This window comes from Sphingomonas sp. IBVSS2 (assembly GCF_002127225.1).
In the GTDB taxonomy this organism is placed as follows: domain Bacteria; phylum Pseudomonadota; class Alphaproteobacteria; order Sphingomonadales; family Sphingomonadaceae; genus Sphingomonas.
This window is the reverse complement of sequence record NZ_NFUR01000004.1, coordinates 323,124-347,694: the sequence shown is the minus strand read 5'-3', so window position 1 is coordinate 347,694 and position 24,571 is coordinate 323,124. Positions and strand designations below refer to the sequence as shown.

Annotated in this window: 28 protein-coding genes and 1 pseudogene; 7 read left to right on the top strand and 22 right to left on the bottom strand. The window is 66.9% G+C overall.

Features of this window, described 5'->3' with window-relative positions; genetic code table 11:
• The first annotated feature begins 138 nt into the window (after positions 1 to 138).
• Positions 139 to 1,296 (top strand): GNAT family N-acetyltransferase, encoded by a 1,158-nt coding sequence (locus tag CAP40_RS15320; protein ID WP_086130398.1) that lies wholly within the window; start codon positions 139 to 141, stop codon positions 1,294 to 1,296.
• Between the two features lie 136 nt (positions 1,297 to 1,432).
• Here CAP40_RS15320 and CAP40_RS15315 read toward each other — a convergent pair whose 3' ends face one another.
• The 5 genes from CAP40_RS15315 to CAP40_RS15295 form a co-directional block, all read right to left on the bottom strand.
• Positions 1,433 to 1,711 carry a hypothetical protein gene (locus CAP40_RS15315; protein ID WP_086130397.1) on the bottom strand — a complete coding sequence of 93 codons (279 nt, stop codon included), beginning with the start codon at positions 1,709 to 1,711 and terminating at the stop codon, positions 1,433 to 1,435.
• A gap of 94 nt (positions 1,712 to 1,805) precedes the next feature.
• Positions 1,806 to 2,078: a hypothetical protein gene (locus CAP40_RS15310; protein ID WP_086130396.1), complete on the bottom strand. Its 273-nt coding sequence runs from the start codon at positions 2,076 to 2,078 to the stop codon at positions 1,806 to 1,808.
• Between the two features lie 408 nt (positions 2,079 to 2,486).
• On the bottom strand, positions 2,487 to 3,260 hold the full coding sequence (gene xth, locus CAP40_RS15305; protein ID WP_256924249.1) for an exodeoxyribonuclease III: 774 nt from the start codon (positions 3,258 to 3,260) through the stop codon (positions 2,487 to 2,489).
• A gap of 14 nt (positions 3,261 to 3,274) precedes the next feature.
• A complete protein-coding gene (gene erpA, locus CAP40_RS15300; protein WP_086130395.1) occupies positions 3,275 to 3,616 on the bottom strand; it encodes an iron-sulfur cluster insertion protein ErpA in 342 nt (113 codons plus the stop codon).
• A 78-nt stretch (positions 3,617 to 3,694) separates the two neighbouring features.
• Positions 3,695 to 4,078, bottom strand: a complete 384-nt coding sequence (locus CAP40_RS15295; RefSeq protein WP_086130394.1) for a VOC family protein — start codon at positions 4,076 to 4,078, stop codon at positions 3,695 to 3,697.
• Between the two features lie 128 nt (positions 4,079 to 4,206).
• On the opposite strand from CAP40_RS15295, the gene CAP40_RS15290 reads away from it, so the two are divergent.
• Positions 4,207 to 5,496: a hypothetical protein gene (locus CAP40_RS15290; RefSeq protein WP_086130393.1), complete on the top strand. Its 1,290-nt coding sequence runs from the start codon at positions 4,207 to 4,209 to the stop codon at positions 5,494 to 5,496.
• 64 nt (positions 5,497 to 5,560) lie between these two features.
• Here the strand turns inward: CAP40_RS15290 and CAP40_RS15285 are convergent, their stop codons facing one another.
• The 4 genes from CAP40_RS15285 to CAP40_RS15270 all read right to left on the bottom strand — a co-directional run bounded on the left by CAP40_RS15285 (position 5,561) and on the right by CAP40_RS15270 (position 10,836).
• Entirely contained in the window at positions 5,561 to 6,751 is a 1,191-nt protein-coding gene (locus CAP40_RS15285) for a M23 family metallopeptidase (RefSeq protein WP_086130392.1), read from the bottom strand.
• Positions 6,752 to 6,873: 122 nt separating this feature from the next.
• Positions 6,874 to 7,668 (bottom strand): ferritin-like domain-containing protein, encoded by a 795-nt coding sequence (locus CAP40_RS15280; protein ID WP_086130391.1) that lies wholly within the window; start codon positions 7,666 to 7,668, stop codon positions 6,874 to 6,876.
• The gene (locus CAP40_RS15275) at positions 7,665 to 8,138 is read right to left on the bottom strand and encodes a peroxiredoxin (RefSeq protein WP_086130390.1); all 474 of its coding nucleotides are present in this window, start codon (positions 8,136 to 8,138) and stop codon (positions 7,665 to 7,667) included. Before CAP40_RS15275 ends, CAP40_RS15280 begins: the two co-directional genes overlap by 4 nt.
• Before the next feature lie 10 nt (positions 8,139 to 8,148).
• Positions 8,149 to 10,836 (bottom strand): bifunctional [glutamine synthetase] adenylyltransferase/[glutamine synthetase]-adenylyl-L-tyrosine phosphorylase, encoded by a 2,688-nt coding sequence (locus CAP40_RS15270; protein ID WP_086130389.1) that lies wholly within the window; start codon positions 10,834 to 10,836, stop codon positions 8,149 to 8,151.
• 74 nt (positions 10,837 to 10,910) lie between these two features.
• On the opposite strand from CAP40_RS15270, the gene CAP40_RS20510 reads away from it, so the two are divergent.
• Entirely contained in the window at positions 10,911 to 11,084 is a 174-nt protein-coding gene (locus CAP40_RS20510) for a hypothetical protein (protein WP_179188230.1), read from the top strand.
• A gap of 77 nt (positions 11,085 to 11,161) precedes the next feature.
• On the opposite strand, the gene CAP40_RS15265 is transcribed toward CAP40_RS20510, so the two are convergent.
• The 3 genes and pseudogenes from CAP40_RS15265 to CAP40_RS15260 all read right to left on the bottom strand — a co-directional run bounded on the left by CAP40_RS15265 (position 11,162) and on the right by CAP40_RS15260 (position 12,923).
• Entirely contained in the window at positions 11,162 to 11,821 is a 660-nt protein-coding gene (locus CAP40_RS15265; protein WP_086130388.1) for a sigma-70 family RNA polymerase sigma factor, read from the bottom strand.
• Positions 11,822 to 11,916: 95 nt separating this feature from the next.
• A complete protein-coding gene (locus CAP40_RS20505) occupies positions 11,917 to 12,054 on the bottom strand; it encodes a hypothetical protein (protein WP_167300653.1) in 138 nt (45 codons plus the stop codon).
• A 73-nt stretch (positions 12,055 to 12,127) separates the two neighbouring features.
• Positions 12,128 to 12,923, bottom strand: a pseudogene (locus tag CAP40_RS15260) (response regulator).
• A gap of 304 nt (positions 12,924 to 13,227) precedes the next feature.
• Between CAP40_RS15260 and CAP40_RS20500 the strand changes: the two are divergent.
• From CAP40_RS20500 to CAP40_RS15250, 3 genes are all read left to right on the top strand, one after another.
• Positions 13,228 to 13,374 (top strand): NepR family anti-sigma factor, encoded by a 147-nt coding sequence (locus CAP40_RS20500; RefSeq protein ID WP_167300909.1) that lies wholly within the window; start codon positions 13,228 to 13,230, stop codon positions 13,372 to 13,374.
• 10 nt (positions 13,375 to 13,384) lie between these two features.
• Positions 13,385 to 14,959, top strand: coding sequence for a sensor histidine kinase (locus tag CAP40_RS15255; RefSeq protein ID WP_086130387.1), 1,575 nt, complete (start codon positions 13,385 to 13,387; stop codon positions 14,957 to 14,959).
• A 296-nt stretch (positions 14,960 to 15,255) separates the two neighbouring features.
• Positions 15,256 to 15,390 (top strand): entericidin A/B family lipoprotein, encoded by a 135-nt coding sequence (locus CAP40_RS15250; protein WP_086130386.1) that lies wholly within the window; start codon positions 15,256 to 15,258, stop codon positions 15,388 to 15,390.
• A gap of 47 nt (positions 15,391 to 15,437) precedes the next feature.
• On the opposite strand, the gene tatC is transcribed toward CAP40_RS15250, so the two are convergent.
• The 8 genes from tatC to argS form a co-directional block, all read right to left on the bottom strand.
• On the bottom strand, positions 15,438 to 16,217 hold the full coding sequence (tatC, locus tag CAP40_RS15245; RefSeq protein ID WP_086130385.1) for a twin-arginine translocase subunit TatC: 780 nt from the start codon (positions 16,215 to 16,217) through the stop codon (positions 15,438 to 15,440).
• On the bottom strand, positions 16,214 to 16,741 hold the full coding sequence (gene tatB, locus CAP40_RS15240) for a Sec-independent protein translocase protein TatB (protein WP_086130384.1): 528 nt from the start codon (positions 16,739 to 16,741) through the stop codon (positions 16,214 to 16,216). The genes tatC and tatB overlap by 4 nt, the downstream gene beginning before the upstream one ends.
• Before the next feature lie 56 nt (positions 16,742 to 16,797).
• Entirely contained in the window at positions 16,798 to 17,031 is a 234-nt protein-coding gene (locus CAP40_RS15235) for a twin-arginine translocase TatA/TatE family subunit (protein ID WP_086130383.1), read from the bottom strand.
• Between the two features lie 72 nt (positions 17,032 to 17,103).
• Positions 17,104 to 17,709: an SMC-Scp complex subunit ScpB gene (gene scpB, locus CAP40_RS15230; RefSeq protein ID WP_086130382.1), complete on the bottom strand. Its 606-nt coding sequence runs from the start codon at positions 17,707 to 17,709 to the stop codon at positions 17,104 to 17,106.
• A complete protein-coding gene (locus tag CAP40_RS15225; RefSeq protein WP_086130381.1) occupies positions 17,706 to 18,440 on the bottom strand; it encodes a ScpA family protein in 735 nt (244 codons plus the stop codon). The genes scpB and CAP40_RS15225 overlap by 4 nt, the downstream gene beginning before the upstream one ends.
• Before the next feature lie 70 nt (positions 18,441 to 18,510).
• Entirely contained in the window at positions 18,511 to 19,518 is a 1,008-nt protein-coding gene (nagZ, locus tag CAP40_RS15220) for a beta-N-acetylhexosaminidase (RefSeq protein ID WP_086130380.1), read from the bottom strand.
• An 80-nt stretch (positions 19,519 to 19,598) separates the two neighbouring features.
• Positions 19,599 to 20,324: an SPOR domain-containing protein gene (locus CAP40_RS15215; protein ID WP_256924248.1), complete on the bottom strand. Its 726-nt coding sequence runs from the start codon at positions 20,322 to 20,324 to the stop codon at positions 19,599 to 19,601.
• 9 nt (positions 20,325 to 20,333) lie between these two features.
• Positions 20,334 to 22,058, bottom strand: a complete 1,725-nt coding sequence (argS, locus tag CAP40_RS15210; RefSeq protein WP_086130378.1) for an arginine--tRNA ligase — start codon at positions 22,056 to 22,058, stop codon at positions 20,334 to 20,336.
• Positions 22,059 to 22,238: 180 nt separating this feature from the next.
• Between argS and CAP40_RS15205 the strand changes: the two genes are divergently transcribed.
• A complete protein-coding gene (locus CAP40_RS15205) occupies positions 22,239 to 22,892 on the top strand; it encodes a TetR/AcrR family transcriptional regulator (RefSeq protein WP_179188229.1) in 654 nt (217 codons plus the stop codon).
• A gap of 4 nt (positions 22,893 to 22,896) precedes the next feature.
• On the opposite strand, the gene CAP40_RS15200 is transcribed toward CAP40_RS15205, so the two are convergent.
• Both CAP40_RS15200 and CAP40_RS15195 read right to left on the bottom strand, forming a co-directional pair.
• Positions 22,897 to 23,322 carry a hypothetical protein gene (locus CAP40_RS15200; RefSeq protein ID WP_086130376.1) on the bottom strand — a complete coding sequence of 142 codons (426 nt, stop codon included), beginning with the start codon at positions 23,320 to 23,322 and terminating at the stop codon, positions 22,897 to 22,899.
• A gap of 80 nt (positions 23,323 to 23,402) precedes the next feature.
• Positions 23,403 to 24,374: a hypothetical protein gene (locus CAP40_RS15195; RefSeq protein WP_144034384.1), complete on the bottom strand. Its 972-nt coding sequence runs from the start codon at positions 24,372 to 24,374 to the stop codon at positions 23,403 to 23,405.
• Positions 24,375 to 24,571 lie beyond the last annotated feature (197 nt).

The following is a 24,571-nucleotide window of genomic DNA, read 5'->3' as shown; positions in this document are numbered from 1 at the left end:
TTGGCCTCAGATAGTGGCTTTATGGTGGCATTCCAGCGGTTGGGTCATGCCCCGCCCGCCGCAATTGCCGCGCTTGACACTGGCTCCGTGGCGAAGGACTGCATTGCGCTGAATCAAACCAACAGAAGGGCTTTTCCCTTGCCCAGCGGCCCCCTCAGCATCCGTCCCGTTTCGTCCAAGCGCGACATCAAGCAGTTCATCGAGATCGCCTATCGCCTGAACGGCGACGATCCGAACTGGGTGGCGCCGCTGCGCGACGAAGTGGCCGGGACGATCAACCCGAAGAAGAACGGCTGGTTCAGCCATGCCGAGGCGCAGCTGTTCCTGGCCGAGCGCGACGGCGAGCCGGTGGGCCGCATCTCCGCGCACATCGACTTCCTGGCGCTCGAGATGCCGCCCGAGCAGGGTTTCGGCCCCGGCACCGGCTTCTGGGGCATGTTCGAGGCCGAGGACCAGAATGCCGCCAAGGCGCTGATCAACGCCGCCGAGGACTGGCTGCGCGGCAAAGGCATGACGCGCGCGCTCGGCCCGGTCAGCCTGTCGATCTGGGAGGAGCCGGGCCTGCTGGTGAAGGGCCATGACCATTCCCCCACGGTGCTGATGGGCCACCACCCGGCGAAATATCAGGGCTGGATCGAGGCGGCCGGCTACAAGGAAGCCAAGAAGCTGCTCACCTATGAGCTCGACGTCACCAAGCAGTTTCCGCCGATCGTCCAACGCATCGTCGCGGCGGGCGAGAAGAACGAGCGCATCAATGTGCGCATGGTCGACAAGTCGAAATTCGACGAGGAGGCCGAGATCATCCTCGCCATCCTCAACGATGCCTGGTCGGACAATTGGGGCTTCGTGCCGCTGACCCAGCCCGAGATCGACGATGTCGGCAAGAAGCTGAAGCCGCTGGTGTTCAACGACTTGATCCGCATCGCCGAATATGACGGCGAGCCGGTGGCCTTCATGGTCACCCTGCCCGATCTCAACGAGCCGCTGAAGCCGCTCAGGGGCTCGCTATTCCCGTTCGGCTGGGCGAAGCTGCTGCTATGGCTCCAGCGCCCCAAGGCGCGCACCGCCCGCGTGCCGCTGATGGGCGTGGTCAAGCGGCTGCAGAGCTCGCGCATGGCGAGCCAGCTGGCCTTCATGATGATCGAGTATATCCGCCGCGCGGCGGTGGCGAACTATGGCGCGACCCGCGGCGAGATCGGCTGGATCCTCGACGACAACCAGGGCATGAACGCGATCGCCGACGCGATCGATTCCTGGGTGAACCGCGAATACGCGATCTACCAGAAGCCGCTCTGAGGGCGGCCGCCGACGGCAAGCCGGCCCGCTCCCGAGGGTACGGGGGAGCGGGCCGGTGCCGGCTGGAGCCGGCCAAGGGAGGCCGCACCGCGGCGGCAAGGTTGCACTGAATCCGCCGCGGACATCCTCCGGGGCCTCAACGTCGCTTCATCGCCTCAATCGGATCGACGCCCAGATCGAGCCACTCGCCGCGGGTGCGGCAATCGCGCTTGAGGATCCGCGAGCCGGTCGTTTCGGTGTTCATGCAATATTTCCGGGTGTCGGCCTTGGCCGCCTGCGCCGGCGACTGCTCTTGTTCCTGCTTCAGCTTGGGGGGATCGTTTGCGGCAGCGGCGGCGGGGGATACGGCGCCAGCCGCGAAGGTGGCGCCCGCCAGCAGGACGGCGGCGGCGGAGAAGATGGACTTGCGGGTCATGACTGGATTCCTCGGTGATGGGGGTTCGCCGGCGGAGGGCGCTGCGCGGTCGACGCGCCGGCCCGTCCGCCGCGAAGGGCGCGGAACGATCCGCTCAGTTCTTCTGGACTTCCTTGACCGGATCGACGCCGGTACGGGCGATCCACTCGGCGCGGGTATGGCATTCGCGCTTGGGCATCAGCGTGCCGGTCGACGTCCCCTGGACGCAGTAGCGCTTCTGCGCGCCCTTGTCCGACTGGTCGTCGGCCTTCTTGGCCTCCTTGGCCGGATCATTGGTGCGGGCGAGCGCCGGCGATACGGCGCCGGCGACCAGCGTGACGGTGGCGGCAATCGCCAGGAAAGCGGACTGGATGGGCTTGCTGTTCATATCCTCAACTCCTCTACTTGCAGACATGACAGGCGCTCCTTCCCGCCTGTGCCCCACGCTTCGCAATCGGCGTGCCAAGTTTTAGAGTTACGTAAGTTCAATGACTTAGCTGTTTGTGACAGCGTGATTACGTGCCATAACACAGCAATACACGCCAGATTTTGGGATTTGCCCGGGATGCGCGTCCGGAAGCGGACACCGCGCTTGTCCGGAAACGGCCAGTCCAGGATCCGTGCTCGATACGGGCTTTGATTTTATTCGCCGTATCGATTTCCTTCGTCATCCCCGCGAAAGCGGGGACCCATCTCCCGGATTTGCCGCCAGCTTAACCGGCATGGGTGCGGAGGACGCACGAGATGCGTCCCCGCTTTCACGGGGATGACGCGGTTTGCTGATCGAGTCGTGACCTTAGCGGAGGCTCACCCAGGTGGGTGCGTGATCGCTGGCCTTCTCGCGGCCGCGATATTCCTTGTCGACGCCGGCCCCCAGGAACCGGTCTGCCGCGATCGGGCTCAACAGCAGATGGTCGATGCGGAAGCCCGCGTCGCGCTGCCAGGCTCCCGCCTGATAGTCCCAGAAGGTCCAGATGCCGCCGCCGGGAAAGCGGGTACGCAACGAATCGGTCCAGCCCTGCGCCAGCAGCGTGCGATAGCGCTCGCGGCTTTCAGGCTGCATGAGCGCATCGGTCGCCATTGCGCGAACCGAGAAGGTGTCATCGTCATTGGGGATGACGTTGTAGTCACCGGCCAGCACCACCGGCCGCTCCTCGGCGAGCAAGGCCCGCGCACGATCGGCGAGGCGCTCCATCCATTTCAGCTTATAGTCGAATTTGGGGCCGGGCTGCGGATTGCCATTGGGCAGATAGATGGACGCGACGACCAGGTCGCCGATCTCGGCCTCGATATAGCGGCTGTGCGCGTCCTCCGGATCGCCCGCCAGCCCACGCTGGCGCTCGACGGGTTGCTGGCCCCTGGCCAGTATCGCGACGCCGTTGAATCCCTTCTGGCCGTGCCAGACGGCACCATAGCCCGCCGCTTCGATCTCCCCGACCGGCAGCGTCTCGTCGGCGCCCTTCAGCTCCTGGAGGCAGACCACGTCCGGCTGCTGCTCGGCAAGATATTCGAGCAGGCGCTCCATGCGCGCCTTGATGCCGTTGACATTGTAGGTGACGATCTTGGGCAAAGGGGGCCTTCCGCTCAGACCGAGAAGCTGGTGCCGCAACCGCAGCCCGAAGCCGCGTTGGGATTCTGCACGGTGAAGTGCGCACCGCCGAGATTGTCGACGAAATCGACATTCGCGCCGCGCACCAGATCGAGGCTGATCGAATCGACCACCAGCCGGACGCCGTCCAGCTCGGCAACTTCATCGCCGTCTTCCACCCTATCCGCGAAGCCGAATTTATACTGGAAACCCGAACAGCCCCCGCCCTCCACCGACAGGCGCAGGATCGCGGGCTTGCCCTGCCTGGCCGCGATCGCCGCGACGCGGGCGGCGGCGGAGGGGGTCAGGCCGATTTCGGGCTGGGTCAGCGTAGCCATGGCGTGGAGATAGTGGCCCGGGCGCCGCGAGGCAATGCGCCAGGCATGCCGACGGACAGGCGCGTGCGGCGTATTTGGCTAACGCTCTTCCCAGGCGAAATCGTAGAAGACGCGGAAGCGGTTGCCGTCCGGATCCGCGGCGAAGAACTCATAGAGCTTCCAGGGCTCGGCCCGGGGCGGACCATCGATGCCGACACCCTGCCCCGACCATTCGGCATGGAGCGCATCGACTTCCGCACGGCCGCTTAGATTGAGCCAAAGGACCAGGGGCGGAGCGTTGCCGAGATGCGCACGATAGGCGGCGTTGCTCAGGAACATCCGGCTCGCCCCCCGCGACACGCCGGCAAGGCCGAGCGCCGCGTCCGACCAGTCGATCGTGAAGCCCAGGCGCGTGCGGTACCAGTCCAGCGCAGCCGCGAGATCGGCGACCGGGATCTCGGGGCAGGCGGCGGGAAGATCCATTTTCGTTTCGCTTTCGTCTCGGTTGCCGCGGTGTTCACGACAGATGTGCCAGCCAGTCAGCGCGCAAATGGCGTAGATCGAACTGGCTGCATTCCGCAGCATGATCCCGTTCGCCAGAGGAGCAGTCTATGATCGTTCGCGCGTTCGACTTCTATACCGGAGCACAACAGGCGGCATGCCTTGCCGGCACCGGCACCACCCCCGCCGACGATGTCTCCGTCCCGCTGCGGGCAGCCATCGATCATGCCAAGACCCTGACCACGCCCCATTTCATCCTCGACCCCGGCAGGCATTTCACGGGCGACAACACGATCGAGTTCGACCTACCCGACGGCGCGACCCTGACCTGGCTGGGGAGAATCGCCTCCACCGCCACCGCCAAGCCGGCGGTGGTCATCGGCAGCGAGACCGGGAACCGGTCCAACCTGTCCGTAAGCGGTGTAAAGGTCTATCGCGCCACCCCCTCGCCCGATACCTCGGGAGCGCCGGGATCGAATGGCGGGAGCACCGGAGTGCGGCTGGTGAATCTGGTGCATTCCAATCTTCAGGTCACCAGCGTCCTCGGCTTCAGCATCGGCCTGCACTGCATCGGTATGGGGCACGGCTTCGCCTATAACGTCGTGACGTTCGAATCCCTCGCGGATAACCGGACCAACCACCGCCTCAGCCAATCCGGAGGCGGCTATTGCAATGAAAACAACTTCATCTGCGGCGCCTATAATCACAATTCCCAATATCCGGCGGTCTCGACGACCAACCTGCTTGTCGACAATGGCGAAAGCGAAGCCTTTGCCTTGAACAACAACGTCTTCCTCAAGCCTTCCTTCGAGGACAATGCGAGCCCCGCCGGCGGCGTCGTCGCTGCGACGATCAACGGCGAGAGCAACATGCTGATCCAACCGCGCGTGGAGAATCCCGGAGGGCAGGCAGCCTATCAGATCCAGTTCACGGCGAACTCGCGGGATTGCTGGATCCTCGGCGCGGGCTTCGGCCTGGGCCAAGCCAATATCTCCGACCTGGGCGGACGCAATTGCTACACCACAGCCGAAGGCCAGGTGCTGACGCGCTCGACGGCGCCGGACCCGGGCAAGTCGGTACTGACGCTGCGCAGCACCAATTCGAGCGCCGCGCGCGCGCTGAAGATCGTCGACGCGACCGGCGGCGAGGCCGGCTATATCGATTGTTCGGGCCATATCCACATGGCCGTCTATTTCGATGCCTCGGGGAACCAGCTCCTCTCGACGCGTCGGAACGGTTGGGGCGCGCCCTCCGGCCCCTTCCAGCGCGGGACATTCACACCCTATGTGCGTTCCGGCACCCCGACGCTCGCCGAAATCGTCACCGAGCTGGAGAAAACCTCCCAGACCCTCGCCGCCCTGATCCAGGACAGCACGGCGCAGGGATGGATCGGCGCCTGACGTCCAAAAGAAAGGGGCCGCCTTCGCGGGCGGCCCTCTCCTCTCCTGACTCTGGAACGCGCTATTACTTGTTCGTCGCCGGGCCGCCGACACCGCCGGCCACGCGGTCCTGCACCGAAGCGAGATACTCGCCGGTCTGCAGGAAGGGGATCGGGTTCACTGCCTTGCCGTCGACGCGCACTTCATAATGGAGGTGGCTGCCGGTCGAGCGGCCGGTCGAGCCCATCAGGCCGATCAGCTGGCCGCGCTTCACGCGGGTATTGTCGGCGACGAGGATCTTCGAGAGATGGCCGTAGCGGGTCTCGATGCCGCGGCCATGGTTGATCTGGACGAGGTTGCCATAGCCGCCCTGCCGCCCGGCATGGCTGATGACGCCGTCGGCCGTCGCATAGATCGGCGTGCCGAGCGCGCCGGGAATGTCCACGCCGGCATGCATCGCGGCGGTGCCACGGAACGGATCCGAACGGACCCCATAATTCGACGTGAAGGTGAGCTTGTCGACCGGCTGCATCGACGGGATCGAAATCACCGTCTGCTCGAGCATGTCGAGCTTCTTCCAGGTGACGAACAGCGCGCGGAACTGGGCATCGGCGGCTTCGGCCGAGGCATCGCTGCCGCTCGCATTGTCGTTGTCGATCGGCTCATAGGGGCCGCCCATCGCCGGCACCTTCACATAGCGCTCGGGCGAAAGGCCGAGGCGGCGAAGCTCGCTCGCGGTCTGCTGGTAACGGGCCTCGCCCGCGGCGCGCGCCTTGCCGGCCAGCGCGATCTGGCGCGCTTCCACGCGCTTGAGCGGGGCGAGGACTTCATTGGCGACGGCGCTGGTGCGCTGCGAAGCGCCCGGTAGCGGCTGCTCGATCACCTTGCGATCGCCCTTGCCGGTGAGCGTCGCGCTGATCAGTGCCTGGTGCTGCTCGACGCGCGCGGCCTGGAGACGCGCGGCCTCCTTGGCGGCAGTGACGTCGGCCTGCATCTTCTCGACCTGCTCGCGCATCCGGGCGACCTGGGCTTCCGGCGAAGCAGGGGTGCCGGTCACGCCGCTGATCGCGATCGCGCCCACGGCGGCCTGGGCCACGCCATAGGCCGAGAACAGCACGGTGACGGTGGCGACGCCGGCGAGCAGCGCCTGGGTGCGGCCAGCGATGCTGAAACGCTTCAGGTCGCGGCCGTCATGGAAAATAAAATCGCGGGTAGTGAAAAAAGCACGGAACCGCTGAGCCGCGGTAGTGGTTTTGATGTTCGACGCCTTGGCCATGATTCCCCGGCAGTTTCATGGAAGTCAGCACCGAAACGCGACCCGGCCGCCGTACTTCGAATTGTCACCTGTCGCAGGAAGCAGCCCCTCCGCCTCTGGACGGTGGCTTGTGGCCCGAGGAATCAGTCCACGGCAAGAGGTTGGTAATAATCGCGGGACAAACCGGCTGAGTCGCGCGCCGAGTCGTTGAACGGAGGCTTAAGCAAGCCGCGGAAATGGCGCGTCACCAGCGCCTGCCAGGCCGTTTCGGGGACGAAACCTTGTTCGCGGCACGCTGATTCGAACCACCGGGTTCCCGCGCGGACGTGCCGCACCTCGTCGTTCAGAATACGTGTGAGGATGCGCGCCGTAACCGCATCATCCGCCGCCAGAAATCGTTCGATCGTGGCCGGCGTCACGTCGAGCCCGCGCGCCTCCAGCACCATCGGCACCACCGCCAGCCGGGCGAGCGGATCATGCGCGGTCTCGGCCGCCGCGTCCCACAATCCGTCATGCGCGGGCAGCGCGCCATACTGGCTGCCCAGCTTCCGCAGCCGCCGGTCGAGCAGGGCGAAATGCATCGCTTCGTCGGCGCCGACCTGCATCCAGTCGTCGGTGAAACCGCGCGGGAACTGCCCGCCGAAACGCCCGGCCGCATCGAAGGCCAGGTCGATCGCGGCGAATTCGATATGGGCGAGCGCATGGATCAGCGCGATGCGGCCGCGTTCGGAGCCGCCCTTGCCGCGCTTGGGCATGCGATTGGGCGGCAGCAGTTCCGGCTTGTCGGGGCGTGCGGGCCGATCGGGCATCGTCACGTCGAAGGCGAAGGCCAGCCGCCCCAGCCGCCAGTCGCGCGCGGCGGCGCGGGCGGCCTTCACCTTGTCGGCCGGCGCCGCGGCGGCGAGCACCGCGCGACAGGCCTCCGCAACGCTTCTCACCGCGCCTGCATTTCCTTGATCGATTCGAGCACGTCCACCGCATGGCCGGGCACGCGCACCCGCCGCCAGGCGCGGAACAGCCTGCCCTGGTCGTCGAACAGGAAAGTCGAGCGATCGATGCCCATATAGCGCTTGCCGTAGAGCTGCTTCTCCACCCAGACGCCGAACGCTTCCATCGCCTTGCCCTCGGTATCGGTCGCGAGCGGCACGGTGAGGTCGTATTTGTTGATGAACTTCTGGTGCTTGATCGGCGGATCCTTGGAGACGCCCAGCACCTCGGCGCCCAGCGCCGCGAACTCGGGCAGCAGCGCCGAGAAATCCTGCGCCTCGCGCGTGCAACCCGACGTATCGTCCTTCGGATAGAAATAGAGGACGAAGGGCTTCCCCACCTTGTCCGCGAGCGCGATCGCTTCTCCCTCGGTCCCGTCGAGATCGACCGCGGGGATCTTGTCGCCTTCCTCGATAGCCATCTTCTTCTCCTCAGGCCGGGCCGCGCACCGCCGCCCAGCATTCGCGGACCTCCTGCCGGGTCCGGTCGAGCTGCGCAACCACCTCGTCCCAGCCGCCGAGCCCGAGTGCGCGGGCGATCAGCGCCTGGGTGGCGCAACCCGGCGGCTGCGCATCGGGCGCGACGAGCCGCATGGTGACCAGCAGCCGAGTGAGGAAATCATGCGCCGGGCGCATGGCGGGGGGCAGCAGCCCCTGCCCCGCCAGTGCGTCGATCGCGAGCCCCAGCTGCGGCTCGAAGCCGGCATGGTGAACGAGCTGCGTCACATGCACCGCGAACTCCAGGTCGACCAGCCCGCCATCGAGCAGCTTGGCGTCGAGCGGCCCCTTGGGCGGCTTGTGCGCCGCCATGTCCGCACGCATCCTGACGGCCTCGGCCCGAATGTCGCGATCCGGCCGCTCCCCCCGGAGCACCGCATCGATGATCGCCTGGACCCTGGCCCGCGCGGCGGGCGAACCGAAGACCGGGCGGGCGCGGGTGAGCGCCATGTGTTCCCAGGTCCAGGCATCCTGGCGCTGATATTTCTCGAAACCGTCGAGCGACACGACCAGCGGGCCCTGCGCGCCCGAGGGGCGCAGCCGCGTGTCGACTTCGTAGAGCGGACCCGCGGGCGTCGGCACCGAGAGCGCCGCGGTGACGCGCTGGCCGAGCCGGTTGTAATACATCACCGCACCGAGCGGCTTGGCACCATCGCTCTCCGCCGCATAATCCCCGGTGAAGAGATAGACGAGGTCGAGGTCAGAGGCATGGGTGAGCGCCTGCCCACCCATCCGGCCGAGCGCAAGGATCACCAGCTCGCTGTCGGGCACCACGCCATGGTTGCGCGAGAATTCGGCCACCGTCGCGGTGGCCAATGTCTCGATCGCCGCCTCGGCGACGCGGGCATAGCCGGTGGAGACTTCCAGCGGATCGCCTGCCCCCGCGACGATCTGCGCGCCGAGCGCGAAGCGCTTCTCGTTGACGAAGCGCCGGACGAACTCGAGCTGGAACTGATAGTCCGAGCCCGGCTCCCAGCGGCGCATGCCGGCCGCGAGCGTCTCGATATCGGGAACCGGCGCCAGCGCGGTCGCGTCGATGAGCCCGTCGAGCAGCTCGGCGCGCCGTCCCAGCTGCTCGGCAAGGGTGGGCGCCAGCGCCAGGATCGCGCCGAGCAGCTGGGCGAGGCCCGGCTGGGCTTCGAGCAGGCGGAAGAAGTTGATCGCGCTGGGCAGGCGCGAGAGCATCGCGTCGAAGCGGGTGATCGCGTGCACCGTGTCGGGCGCGCGGGAAAATGCGTCGATCAGGCCGGGCAGCACCGATTCCAGCGCCTCCCGGGCAGCGGGCGTGCGCAGCGCCGGATAGGTGCCCGCACGCCAGCCCTGGACGATCCGCGCGGCACCGTCCGGCCGCTCGAACCCGGCCGCGCCGAGCTTCGCCTCGAGCGGCGCGCTCTCGCTCGGCAGCCGCTGCTCCTCCTCGCCCGCCAGGCTGTCGTAGACCGCGCCGACGCGCGTGACGTGCGGCCTGAGCAGATCGGTGAGCGCGGCGCCGTCCGCCAGGCCGTGGAGCCGGGCGACATTGTCGAGCGAATCCGGGTTTTCGGGCAGCTGGTGCGTCTGGCGATCGTCGACCATCTGCAGCCGATGCTCGATCGTGCGCAGCGCGACATAGGCGCGGGTGAGGTCCTGCGCCTCGTCGAGCCCGATCCGCCCCGCCTCGGCCAGCGCGGCGAGCGCGTCGCGGGTGGCGGGCGCGCGCAGCGACGGTTCGCGGCCGCCATGGATGAGCTGGTGGATCTGGGCGAAGAACTCGACTTCGCGGATGCCGCCCCGCCCCCGCTTCAGGTCGTAGCCGGGGCTGAACGCCTGGGCCTGCGAATAATGATCGCGGATACGGCGGCTGATGTCGCGGATCTCGCGGATCGTGCCATAATCGAGCGCGCGGCGCCAAACGAAGGGACGGATCGCGTCGAGGAAATAGGCGCCGAGCGCACGGTCGCCGGCACAGGCCCGCGCGCGGATGAAGGCGGCACGCTCCCACGGCAGTGCCTGGCTCTCATAATAGGAAATCGCCGCCTCGACCGGCAACACGATCGGCGTCACTTCGGGCGAGGGACGCAGGCGCAGGTCGACGCGCAGCACATAGCCGTCGCCGTCGCGCGCCTGGAGCAGCTCGACCACGCGGCGGCCGATCCGCACCGCCGCTTCCTGCACGTCCTCGCGCGGGCGGCAGGGCAATGTCTCCGGATCGAAGAGCAGGATGGGATCGATATCCGACGAATAGTTCAGTTCGCGGCTGCCCTGCTTGCCGAGCGCGATCGCGGCGAATCCGCGCGGATCGGCATCCGGAGTCCGTTCGAGGATCGCCGTGCGGATGGCACGATCCAGCGCTTCGTCGGCGAAATCGGTTAGGAGATGCGTGACCCGGGTGAGGTCGAACCGGCCCGACAGATCGCCCAGGGCGACGAGGAGCGCAAGCCGGCGGCGCTCGATGCGCAGCCGCGCCCCTTCGCCCATTTCGCCCGCCACGGCCCGCGCCGCGGCACGGGGATCCGCAAGGGCGGCTTCGAGATCCGCGACCAGGGCCGCTTCGCGCGTGAGCAGGTTGTCGAGGAACGGCGCATGCGCATGCGCCCGCGCGACGGCGTCGGCAAGATCGGCGGGAAGGGAAGTTTCAGTCACGGAATCAGCCACCTGCGAAACGGTGCATTGCAAAAAGTCAAGCAACAAAACGAGAATTGAATTGTTCTAGCAACATGAACCAGACGACTTCAGCCCCGGCGAACGAAGCTCGGCAGCCCGCATATCGGGTCGAGGCGCCACGCGCCAGCGACGCGATCGGCCTGGCGCTGCGCGACGCCTATGCCCGCGACGCGGGGCTGCCGGACGACATGGCGGCGATGCTCCGCCAGCTCAACCGGCCCCGCTGAACCTTGCACATCGAGCATGAAGAAGGCCGCGCTCCCCCCGGGGGGAGCGCGGCCTGAATTCTTGCGTGGCGTACGGCTTACTTGGCCGAGAGGTCGCCGCGATCGCGGCTGAGATCGTCGACCTCGCCCATGATCGTGTCGAGCGCCGTCTTGCCCTCGGCCGTGCCCGGCTCGAGGCGCCGCGAAGGCAATTGCCCTTCGCTGAGCAGATGCTCGAGCGCGACGCGCCCGCGCGCGACGCGGCTCTTGATCGTGCCGACCGCAACCTGGCAGATCTCGGCCGCCTCTTCATAGGCGAAGCCGCCGGCCCCCACCAGGATCAGCGCCTCGCGCTGCGGCTGGGGAAGATGGAGCAGCGCGCGCTGCATGTCCGAAAGCTCGACATGCCGGTCCTGGCTCGCCGGTGCGGCGAGCAGCCGGTCGGCGACCAGATCGTCCCACTCGCCCTTGAAGCGCGCGCGACGCATCTGGCTGAGATAGAGGTTGCGCAGGATGATGAAGGTCCAGGCGCGCATGTTGGTGCCGGCCTGGAAGCGCTTGCGCGCCGCCCAGGCCTTGAGCAGCGTCTCCTGCACCAGATCGTCGGCCAGGTCGCGGCTGCCCGAAAGCGAACGACCAAAGGCGCGCAGATGCGGGATGACCATTGCGAGCTGTTTCTTGAACTCGGGGTCGGAGAGCGAGACATGCTCCTGCGGCGCCTCGGTTCCCTTGTCCTCGGGCTGTTCGGACTGACTCATTCGATCCCGCTTTTTTGCGTGGGCCGCGTGGAAGCGGCCTGTTCCAGAGATAGGCTTGGTGGCCGCGATTGCCAGCACATTCATGCCGTGCGCGGTCAGAAGAGAAGGATCACGGCGAACGCGACGATAACCAGCACCAGGCCATAGCCCAGTACGTAGCGCGTCATATGCGGCGTAGCGCCGGCGCGGGCCTGCTCGGTGTCGAGATGGATGGATTCATCATTCTCAGCCATGCCATCTACAACCCGTGAAAACCGTTTTGGGTCCGTATCATGTGGAACCCGCGCCGGATTTTTCGCGAATGGCTCAGGCCGGGACGGTCGCCTGATCGAAGAACAGCGCCTGGCTGATCGTCGTCTTCACGGTTTCCCGCTGGAACGGCTTGGTGATCAGGAAGGTCGGCTCGGGCCGTTCGCCGGTGAGCAGCCGCTCGGGGAAGGCAGTGATGAAGATCACCGGCACCGAGAATTCGGCGAGAATGTCCTTCACCGCATCGATGCCCGAACTGTCGTCGGCGAGCTGGATGTCGGCGAGGACCAGCCCGGGCCGGTCCTCCATCGCCAGCGCCACCGCCTCGTCGCGGGTGACGGCGACGCCGGTCACCTCATGGCCGAGATCGCGCACGATCTGCTCCAGGTCCATCGCGATGAGCGGCTCGTCCTCGATGATCATCACGCGCGTGCGCGTCTGGCGCTCGATTTCGGCCACGGCCTCGCCCACCAGCTTCTGCACCTGTCCCGCATCCTCTTCGATCAGATAGCCGGCATCCTCGATGCTGAAGCCCTCGACGGTGGTGAGCAGCAGCGCCTGGCGCGACAGCGGCGTCAGGCGCGCAAGCCGCTTGCGGGCGATCGCCTCATTCTCGTTGGCGGCGTCCGCGACGACATCCTCTTCCTCGAGATGGGTCGACTGCCAGATCGCCTGGAAAGTGCGATACAGGCCGAGCCGCGGATCGACTTCGCGGGGAAACTGGTCCGGCGCCGCGACGATCGCCTCGAGCGCCGCGCGCACATAGCGATCGCCTTCGGCCTGGCTGCCGGTGAGCGCGCGCATAGCGGCGGAGCAACGGAAGATGCGGCGCGAGTTGCTGTCCAAGCGACATGGTCGAACTATTCTCCTACGAGTGCGGAACGGGTTGTTTCATCCCCGTTCCGAGCTATTGCAATCCTCATTCGTGCCACCCGAAGGAAGCCCCTCCCCGGATATTGCATCGCCTGTGGAACAAACGAGGCGCTATTTGGTTTCATGGCAGATGCTGCGTAGTGTTGCCGCTCAGCCGCCGGCCCCATGCGACCGGTGGCTTTCGTTCAATTCCGGAAGTTGCATCCGGAACAGGTCGCTTTTAGTCCGGGCCGTGGGTAACGCTACGGCGCAGGGGGGAATTGGTGCGTTCCGCGGATGAGAAAATGAAAAAACCGCCCAAATCCGATGGCGGAAAGGAAACCGGTCGCCCCGGTCGCAATGTCGGCGTCGCGCTGCGCCAGGCCTATGACGAGGCCTTGGGCGAAGCCGTTCCCGACGATCTGCTCGACCTGCTGAAGAAGCTCGACTAGTCCGGAGTCCATGGACATCGCAGACCAAGAACCGCGCGCCAGGATTCGTCCGGCCGCGGCGCTGGTGCAATTGCCCACCGGCGCCAAGGTCTTCCTCTACCTGATCCTGTGCCTGCTGCCGCTGGCATTGATCGCATTGTTCACCACGCTGCAGAGCACGCGGAACGCGGATACCGAGGCGCGCGCCCGACTGGGCGCCGCCGCCGGCGAAAGCTCGGGCGTGCTGCGCGATATCCTGGTCAACCACGTAAGCCAGCTCGCCGACGCGCTGGCCGCGCTGGAGGCCAACCCCCATGACGTTCCGGCCTGCACCCGCCTGGCGGGTACCTTCGCCACCACGGCGGGAGCCCGCTTCTCGATCGCCGACGGCGAGGGACGCATCATCTGCGGCCAGCGATTCCGTGCGGAAGACAGGGCCAGGCTCCAGCACCGCCAGGTGCGGACCACGCTCGAGGCGGACGGCATGACGCTGCGCATCGGCGGCAGGACCGGCAGCACCGCGACTGCATTCTATTCCAAGGCCATGCTCGCCGCAGTGGCCCAGCCGAGCGGCTTCGTCCCCGAATATGGCGCGGCGCTGATCCAGCGCGGCGACCGGCTGGTGCTGCGCAAGCTGGAGACCGCGGGGCCGCTCGATCGGCGCGAGACCATTCCCAGCAATCTGGGCATCGACGGGCTCGAACTCGAAATGTCGATGCTGGGCACGCCGATCACCTCGCCGATGATCATCAACACCGTGGTGCTGGTGCTGATGTGGCTCGCCGCAGCGGGCATCAGCTGGTTCGTCGTCGACATCCTGCTGATCCGGCCGCTCCGCCGCCTGCGTGCCAGCGTCGGCGCCTACAAGCCGGGCGAAGTCATCGACATCGAGCGCTTCGGCGAGATGCCCGCCGCGGAGATTCGCGAACTGGGCGACACGTTCCGCGATATCAGCCGCACCGTGAAGGAACACGAGGCCGACCTGGCCGAGGGGCTGGTGCGCCAGACCAAGCTCACCCGCGAGGTCCATCACCGGGTGAAGAACAACCTTCAGGTGATCGCCAGCCTGATAAACTTCCACGCCCGCAGCGCCAGGAGCGAGGAAGCGAGCGAGGCCTATGCCTCGATCCAGCGCCGGGTGGACGCGCTCGCCGTGGTCCATCGCCATCACTATGCGGAGCTGGAAGAGAATCGCGGGCTCGACCTGCGCTCGGTGATCGGCGAGCTCGCCGCCAATATCCGCGCCACCGCCCCCGAGCGTGCCCAGGGCCTGGGCGTGACGCTCGACGTCTCGCCGGTGCTGGTGAACCAGGACGTGGCGATCGCCGTCGCCTTCCTGCTCACCGAGATCGTCGAGCTGGCGATGAACTGCAATCCGTCCGCCCAGATACGCATCTCGATCAAGCCGATCGACGACGACGAGCACAGGGCACTCCTCCGCGTCTCGTCGCCCGCCCTGGTCGAGAGCCCCGCGCTCGAGACGCTGGTGGAGAATCGCTATGGCCGCGTGATCGGCGGCCTCGCCCGGCAGCTGCGGACCAAGCTGCATCACGATCCGCTCAGCGGCGCCTATGAAGCCGCGATCGCGATCACCGGACGCCCCTGAGCAATAACCTGGATAAAAAAGTTCGAAAAAAATCGAAGGGCGTGGAACCCGGGCCCGCATGGACCGTTCTGCACCTCGGATAGTGACCTTTTGCCCCCCCGCTCTCGCTATCCAAGACATGGGCCCGGAAGCGTCAACCCTCCCCCCCCCGGTGACGCTTCCGGGCCTAAAAATTTCGGGGCACCCGGCATCTTTCCTAGCATGTACAGGCACTTGCCGCGCGAACGGAACGTTTGCGCCGATCTGCGCATTGGTCCTGCGATCCTCGATGGGGTCCGGTATTCTGGAGAGTGAAGATGCGTAAGATCATCGCCTGCGCGGCGCTTGCCGGCGCGATGCTGGTTTCGGCCTGCAACACGATCGAAGGCATGGGCCGCGACGTTTCCTCGGCCGGCGACACGGTCGCCAAGACCGCGGACGACGCCAAATAGGCCAGGCGGAAAGGAAAACCCCTCCCGCACGGGAGGGGTTTTTCGCGTCAGGCCTCGACGGCCTCGTCCTCGGCATCCTTCGCGGCCGGGCGACGGCGGCGCGTGAACCAGATCGCCGCCAGCGACAGGAAATAGAGGCCGACCAGCGGGATCGCGAGCAGAAGCTGCGAACCGACATCGGGCGGCGTCAGCACCGCGGCAATCGCGAAGGCGGCGACCACCGCGTAGCGCCAGGCGCTCTTGAGCTGCTCATAGGTGACGATTCCGGCCCGCTCGAGCAGCATCAACAGCACGGGCAGCAGGAACGTGATGCCGAAGGCGAAGAGGAACTGCATCACGAAGTCGAGATATTTCTCGGCATCGGGCATCGCGACCTGCTTGACGCCGCTGGTGCCGAGTTCGCCCTGATAGCCGAGCAGGAAATGCAGCGCCGTGGGGATGGCGATGAAATAGGCAAGCGCAGCGCCCGCGATGAACAGCACCGGCGTCGCCAGCAGGAAGGGCAGCAGCGCCTTCTTCTCCTGCCGATAGAGCCCGGGTGCCACGAACTGCCAGAGCTGCGTCGCGATCACCGGGAAGGACAGCATCATCGCCGAGAAGAAAGCGACCTTGAGCTGGACGAAGAATGCCCCGAAGATCTGGGTGAAGATGACCTGGTCCTGCCCCGCCACGGCGAGCGGATGGACGAGGAAGCCGTAGATCTCCTTCGAGAAATAGAAGGAGGCGAAGAATGTCACCAGCAGCGCCGCCACGCAGTAGAGCAGGCGGCGGCGCAGTTCGATCAGATGCTCGAGCAGAGGTTGCTGCGTGTCGTCGATATCCCTCATTCGGCGGCCTCGGCAGGCGGCGCGGCCTTTTTGCGCGTGCGCGGCTTGGGCGTCGCCTCGACCGGAGCAGCGGCGGCGGCCTTGCGCGCGCGCGGCTTGGGTACCGGCTTGGCGGCGGGCTCCGCCACCGGCTCGGCGGCGGCGGCCGGCTTGCGGGCCCGCTTCGGCTTGGGCGCCGGCGCGGATACGCCCGGCGTCTCGCCCAGGATGGCGGGCTGCTCGACCATCACGGGCGCTGCGTCATCGGCGACAGGATGGACCTCCGCCTCGGGCGCGGGAAGCGCCGCCGGCGGATGCTCGGACATGATGCGCGCATTCTCCTCCGCCCATTGCTTCTCGAGTTCGGCAAGCTCCGCCTCGCGGACCATGCTGTCGAACCCCGAGCGGAACTGGCGCGCGACGGCGCGCGCCTTGCCGAACCACTTGCCCACGAAGCGCATCGCCTTGGGCAGATCCTTGGGCCCGATCACGATCAGCGCCACGATGGCGACGACCACGAATTCGGGCGCGTTGAAATCAAGCATCGATCAAATCGCCAGAAGCGGCTCCCGGCGCCCTGAGCCGGGAGCGGCGCGGAAGTTCAGAGCTTCTCTTCACGCGCGGCCTCGGCCTCGCGCTGCACGGTAGGCTCGGGAGCCGCCTTGCCTTCGATGCGGGTCGCCGGCTTGTCCTCTTCGTCTTCCGACATGCCCTTCTTGAACTGCTTGATGCCCTTGGCAACGTCGCCCATCATGTTCGAGAAGCGACCGCCGCCGAGCAGGAGGATCGCGATCAAGCCCAGCACGAGCCAGTGCCAGATGCTGCCCATACCCATAACAAATCTCCTTGATTCAAGCTCTATCTAGGCCCCGCGCGCAGCAGCGGCAATGGCCAACGCGGGAGCGCCCTATTCGTCGTCTGTGACAGTTTCGCTTTCGGGCACCTCGGCGGCGTCGCTTTCGCCCAGCACCTCCATGGCGAGGTCGACCGGATCGAGCAGGCCGGCGGCCTTGAGATCGTCGATCCCCGGCAAGTCGCGGCGGCTGGAAAGGCCGAAATGCGTGAGGAAACCGCCGGTGGTGGCATACATCAGCGGCCGGCCCGGCACTTCGCGGCGGCCGGCCGGGCGCACCCAGCCCGCCTCCATCAGCACGTCGATCGTGCCCTTGGATATCTGCACGCCGCGGATCGCCTCGATCTCGGCGCGAGTCACCGGTTCGTGATAGGCGATGATCGCCAGCGTCTCGATGCCGGCACGGCTGAGCTTGCGGCTCTCCTCCCGGTTGCGGCGCAGCAGATGGGCGAGGTCGGCCGCGGTCTGAAAATGCCAGCGGTCGCCGCGGCGGACCAGCTCGATCCCGCGCCCCGCATACAGGGCCTCCAGCGCGGCCAGCGCGCCGCGCAGGTCGATCTCCGCGCCGACATGGGCGCGGATCTCGTCCAGGGTCATCGGGTGCTCGGAAGCGAACAGCACGGCCTCCACCGCGCGCGAAGCTGCATCTTCGGGAGTCATCCGGCGGCCTTGAGATAGAGCGGCGCAAAGGCCGATTTCTGTCGCAGCTCCACCCTGCCCTGCTTGGCGAGTTCGAGGGCGGCCACGAAGGACGAGGCGAGCGCCGACTTGGCATAGGGTCCGGTCGCGCCTTCGGGAAGGAAGGACTGGAGCGTGCTCCATTCGATCCGCGTGCCGATCAGTGCCGAGACCCGCTCGATCGCCGCCTCCAGCGTCATCACGTCGCGGTGCGCGACCACGTGCATCACCGGCCGGGTGCGCGCGCTGATCCGGCCATAGGCGGCGATCAGGTCGTAGATCTCGGCTTCCCAGCGCGCCTTGCGCAGCACGCGGAGCCCCTCGGGCGCACCGCGGAAGAAATTATCGCGCCCGGTGCGGTCGCGCGCCATCAGCCGGGCACCGGCATCGCGCATCGCGTTCAACCGCTCGAGGCGCAACTGCAGGCGGAGCGCCAGTTCCTCGGGGCTCGGCGTCTCCTCCGGGTTGCGCGGGAGCAGCAGCGCCGACTTCAGATAGGCCAGCCATGCGGCCATCACGAGATAGTCCGCCGCCAGCTCGAGCCTGAGTTCGCGCGCCTGGTTCACGAAATCGAGATATTGCTCGACGAGCTGGAGGATCGAGATCTGCCGCAGGTCCACCTTCTGGTTGCGCGCGAGCGCGAGCAGCAGGTCGAGCGGCCCCTCCCAGCCGTCGATGTCGATCTTCAGGGTGTCGGGTGTCTCGACGTCCATGGCGGGAATTAAGCAGGTCGGAGCGGCGGTGTCATCTCCTACTCCCTCTCCCCTGAAGGAGGGAGGGAGATCAGGCGAGCGCCAGCAACGCGTCGCGCCTGGCGATCAGTTCCGCGAAGTCCGCCTCGGGTTCGTCCGCGCCGGTGGTCGCCATCGCGCGGTCGAGCCGCTCGATGCACATGGGCGTGGCGTCGGGCAGCAAGGCGGAGATTTCGATCATCTCCTCCATGCGCGCCCAGCAATCGAGCACCACGTCGCACCCTGCCGCCAGCGCCTGCGCCGCCTTCTCGCCCGGCGTTCCGGAGAGCGCCTTCATATCGATGTCGTCGGTCATCAACAGGCCGTCGAAGCCGATGCGGCCGCGAATGATCTCACTGATGACCCTGGGCGAGAGCGTGGCGGGGCGCTCGGCGTCCCAAGCCTCGAACACCACATGGCAGGTCATGCCCATCGGCGCATGCCTGAGCGCGTGGAACGGCGCGATGTCCTGTTCCAGCGCCGCCGCATCGGCGCGCACGCGCGGCAGTTCGAGATGGCTGTCGACCAGCGCGCGGCCATGGCCCGGCATGTGCTTGACCACGCCGACCACGCCGCCCCGGCGCAATCCCTCGACACAGGCCTGCCCCAGCGCCGCGACGCGCATCGGCTCGCCGCCAAAGGCGCGGTCGCCGATCGCCTGGGTCACTTCGGGCGTGACGACGTCGAGCAGCGGCGCGCAATCGACGGTGACGCCCACTTCGGCGAGCATCATGCCCAGCGCATGATAGTTCGCCCGCGCCGCCTCGATCGCCGAGACGGGTGCGACGTCATAGAGCCTGCCGAACATCTCGCCCGCCGGGAAGGCCGGCCATTCGGGCGGCACCATCCGGCTGACCCGGCCGCCTTCCTGGTCGATCAGGATCGGCAAATCGGCCCGGCCGCTCAACTCGCGCAGGCTCTCGGTGAGCGCGCGCATCTGGTCGCGGCTCTCGCAATTGCGCTTGAACAGGATGTAGCCGAGCGGATCGGCGTCACGGAAAAAATCGCGCTCTTCGGCCGTGAGCGACAGGCCGGATACGCCGAAGATTACAGGCTTCATGGGAGCATCTTAGCGGAGCCGAAGGCCGGGTTTAACCCCCTAACCGTCATCCTGGCTTTCGCCGGGATGACGGTTAGGCGTCAATTCGCCACGTAGCAGCTCTCGCCCGCCACCTTGAGCTTGCCGCAGAGCTCCTTCGCCTGGCCGTTCGAGCCGGCGTTCACGCGCAGGCGGAACACCGACTTGCCGTCCTTCTCGCCGCGCTCGACCGACTTGCCCAGCGGCGCCAGATAGGAAAAGCGCTTCGAAAGGCGCGCCCAGGCGGCATTGGCGCCGCCTTCGTCCGGAAAGGCGCCGAGCTGGATCAGCGCGCCCGCGCCGCCGGTCTGCGGCGCAATCACCGGCACGCGCCTGGGATGCGCTTCGGTCTTGGCGGCTGCCGCGCTCGCGGGGATCGCGACCTTGGCATTCTTCTCGCCGGTCAGCGACGGCGCCTTTTCCGTCACCTTCTTGCCGTCCACCGGCGCCTCGGGAAGCGCGCTGGTGTCGATGCTCGAATTGCCGCTGTCGCCCTGGCTGGTGGCGAAGACGGTGTCCCCCTCCCCATCCACCTTCATGCCGCCGGGCTCGTCGGGCTTGACCTTGTAGTCGCCCTCGGGCGCGGCGATCAGCTCGCCATTGCCGACCAGGCTCTTCTGCTTCTGGTACCAATAATAGCCGAACGCCCCCGCGCCGAGCACGGCGAGGAGCAGGATGACGAGCAGCAACAGGCGACCGAAGGACGGCCCCTCGCGATAATCCTCCTCCACCGTCTCCAGCCAGGGAAGGCGATCGTCGTCGCCGAATCCGGCCTCCCCCCCACGCATGTTCATTCCTTACATCTCCTGGACAGCCTCGACGCCCATGATGCGGAGGCCGTTACGCACAATCTGCCCAATCGAACGCGCCAGATAAAGCCGCGCACACGTCAATGCCGCCTGATCGGGAATCAGGAACCGGCGGCTCGCATCGTCCTTGCCGAGATTCCACAGACTATGGAGCTCTGCCGCCAAGTCATAGAGATAGAAGGCAATTCTATGCGGCTCGCGCGCCGATGCTGCGGCCTCGACGATCCGCGGGAACTGCGCGGCGGCCTTAACCAGCCGGAGCTCCTGTGTATCAAGCAGAGACAGATCCACATCGGCACAGGCGATCCCGGCCTCCGCGGTACGCCGCTGGAGCGAAGCGACCCGGGCATGCGCATATTGGACGTAGAAGACCGGATTGTCCTTCGACGCCTCGACCACCTTGGCGAAATCGAAGTCCATCTGGGCGTCCGCCTTGCGGGTCAGCATGGTGAAGCGGACGACGTCCTTGCCGACCTCGCCCACCACATCGGCGAGCGTCACGAAATTGCCCGCGCGCTTCGACATCTTCACCGGCTCGCCATCGCGCAGCAGGCGGACCATCTGGACCAGCTTCACGTCGAACTTGGTCTCGCCGCCCGTGAGCGCCTGCACCGCGGCGACGATGCGCTTCACCGTGCCGGCGTGATCGGCGCCCCAGATGTCGATCAGCGCGTCGGCCGACTGGGCCTTCTGGAAGTGATAGGCGAGATCGGCGCCGAAATAGGTCCAGGCACCGTTCGACTTCTTGATCGGCCGGTCCTGGTCATCCCCGAATTGCGTCGAGCGGAACAGCGGCAGCTCGACCGGCTCCCAATCCTCAGGCGTCTCGCCCTTGGGCGCTTCGAGCACGCCGTCATAGACGAAGCCGCGCTCGCGCAGCCACGCCTCGGCCTGTTCCGGCTTGCCCGCGGCCTGCAACTCGGCCTCGGACGAGAACAGGTCGTGATGGATGCCGAGCAGCGCCAGGTCGGCACGGATCATGTCCATCATCGCAGCGACGGCGGTCTTGCGGAAGAGCACGAGCCATTCGCTCTCCGGCGCGCCGACATATTTGTCACCGAACTCCGCCGCGAGCTTCGCGCCGACCGGCTTCAGATACTCGCCCGGATAAAGGCCTTCGGGGATCTCGCCCACATCCTCGCCCAGCGCTTCCCGATACCGGAGATGCGCCGAGCGGGCGAGCACGTCGACCTGGCCGCCCGCATCGTTGACATAATATTCCCGGATCACCTTGTGCCCGGCGAATTCGAGCAGGGAAGCGAGCGCATCGCCCACCACCGCGCCGCGGCAATGGCCCATGTGCATCGGGCCGGTCGGGTTGGCCGAGACATATTCGACGTTGACGGTCGTGCCCGCGCCCATGGTGGAGCGGCCATAATCGTCGCCGGCATCGAGGATCGCCATCAGCTCGCCGCGCCAGGTCGCGTCGGTGAGCGTCAGGTTGATGAAGCCGGGGCCCGCGATCGAGACCGAGGCGACTTCCTCCAGCTTCTCCAGCTCCGCGCCGATCTTCTCGGCGAGCGCGCGCGGGTTGGTGCCCGCCGGCTTGGCGAGGACCATCGCGGCATTGGTGGCCAGGTCTCCATGCGAGGCGTCGCGCGGCGGCTCGACGGTGACCGCACGTCGCTCCAGCCCCGCAGGCAGATCACCGGCGAGGACGAGCGCATCCAGAGCGAGGTTCAGATGCGCGGCGAAGCGTGCGTAGAGCGTCATTCACGGTTCCAGTGGTTGCGGAAGCGCGCGCCTTAGCGGATGCGGCCGAAACTGCACAGCCCCCGGCCGAACTTCGCCATTCTCGCGCTCCGCGGGGCGGCGCGTGTTGACGGACCTTGCCGCGACCCGCCAAATGGGCTGCGTTGCCGGAACCGGCGATCGGGAAGGACATGGGACAAGGTGGCGGCAGCAGCTTCGGGCAGCAAGCGTCGGACACAGGCGGAGCGGACCGCGGAAACGCGGGAGGCGCTGCTCGATGCCGCGATCGGACTGCTCTACCGCAAGGGCTATAGCGGCACCTCGACCGAGGCGATCGCGGAGGAGGCCGGCGTGACTCGCGGCGCGCTGCACCATCATTTCGGCACGCGCGTCCAGTTGATGGCCGATGTGATCGGGACCGTCTACGAGCGCGAGAAGCGCGCCTATGAACGGATCGCGGCGGACACCGGCCGCGGCGCGCGCCTCTCCGACTGGCCTGAAATGCTCTGGGAAGTGCTGAGCAGGCCCTCCGGCCTCGCCGTGCTCGAGATACTCCAGGCATCGCGCAGCGATCCCGAGCTGGCCGAGCTGGTCACGCCGATGCAGGCGAAGGTGGAGCAGATGTCGCTCGAAACCATCAAGCAGCAGTTCGGCAGCGGAGAGGATGGCGACGTGCTCGCCGGCATCCGCCTGTTCGTCTGGGCCGTGCGCGGGCTGTCGATCGCGCAGGTCCTTGCGCCGAATCCCGCGGAGATGCGGCGCTCGATCGATTTCCTGCGTCTGCTGATCGACGGCGCGACGAGCGCGGGCGTCATCGACTCGCGGGGGCGCCCGGTCGCGTTGCCGAAGGGCTGACGGATCAGGGAACCGGCTGCCCTTCCCGGCAGACCGCGGCGATGTTGCCGAAATCCTTCGTCCCGTCGTCGGTCGCGAGCATCTTCAAATGCCCGAGCCATACGAAGCGGCGGAACACGGGATCCCGCGCGGTCCGCTTCTCGCCACAGGCGATCTGCGGCGCGTCCCGCCGGACAACGACGTCGCGCAGTTCGGCCCGCGGGTCCTCCATCGATGCGAGGATCGCGGTTTCCGCCGCCGATCGCGGCTGCGGCGCCGGCGCGACGGGTTCCGCCACGGGCACTGGCACCGGAGTGGGCGCAGCTTCGGCCAGCCGCACCGCGACCGTGCCGGCATCGGCCGCGACCGGCGCGCTGCGCGGCCAGGCGAAAAACCCGGCAACCGCCACCGCCACGACCAGAATCGCGGCGATGCAGCAGGTACGAACCATGTTACTGCCTTCCATCGACAAGGGGTTGGCCGCGCGCCGCCCGGACCGCGGCGCGCGACCAGAAGTTCAGGACCGGAAGCTCAGGGAATGTTCGAGACGCGCCCCGTCCAGGCATTCGCGGTGAAGAACTCGCCGGTGCCGCTCTTGAACGCGGCCCCCGCGACCGCATCGCCCTTCAACTGCCAGGCGAGCCAGGCGGTCGGGAAGCCCATATAGCCGTAGACGCCGTTGGCGCAGGCCTTGAGGAAGCCGAGCACGCCGCATCCCGGGGTGCCCGTGATGTCGTTGTGGTTCGCGCCCTTCAGCAGGCCCTTGGCCTTGAGCATCGTCCCCGGCGTGGCGTTGTAATAGGCCGTTTGCGAATTGAGCTGGGTGCCGCCGCTCTGCGTATCGGGCGCGATCAGGCTGTCCGCCGTGCCGCTCACATAGAAGATCGACCCCGAGCCGCCGGTCAGTGTCGGCGTGAGCAGGCAATTGTCCGCCGGATTGCACCAATTCTGGTTCGGCAGCTCGAACGTCACCGTCGTGGTGATCACGCCGCTCGAGTGGAACATCGCATTGGCGGCGCCCGATGCCCCCTGCGAATGGCCGGCCGCGCCGACATGCGCGAAATCGATGCGATGATAGAAGGGACTGGACGGGTTCGCTTCCTCGGCCCGCATATAGGCCAGCGAATCCAGCACGGTATTGCCATAGCCCGTCTGCTGGTCCCGCGTCGCGACCACGACGAAACCCCAGCTGGCCAGGTGCTTCAGCCAGTTGGTGTAATTGTCCGGCGTGGAGCCGGTGCCATTGGCCCAGACCACCAGCGGCAGGCGGGCGTTCAGCGACGCGATGTTCGACGGATAGAAGACATCGCACTGGTTACCCTTGGAATCGCAGGCCGCGGCGGAGCGCGTCGTGGTCGTCGCGTAGCTGCCATTGGCGTAATATTGCGTCTCCACCGGGCCGGTCGGCGCGTTGGGGACCGATTGCGCGGACGCCGGCAGGGCGGCGGCGAGCGCCGTGGCGGAAACCAGCATGGTACATATCGCTCGGGATAGTCTCGTCATCTGCCTCTCCTTGCGCTTGTCGTTCTTTTCCTTCGAGCAGCGTCGATCGCGCGGCTCGTCCGCACGGAGAGGCAGGCGGGAAACTGGCTTGCGCATGGCGCACCGGCCCATGGCCTGGATGCGCAACTGGTCCTCCCCGATCGCCGGTCTCCGCCGGTAAGGGCAGCCTAGGCGCACATTTACATGCAATCAAGAAC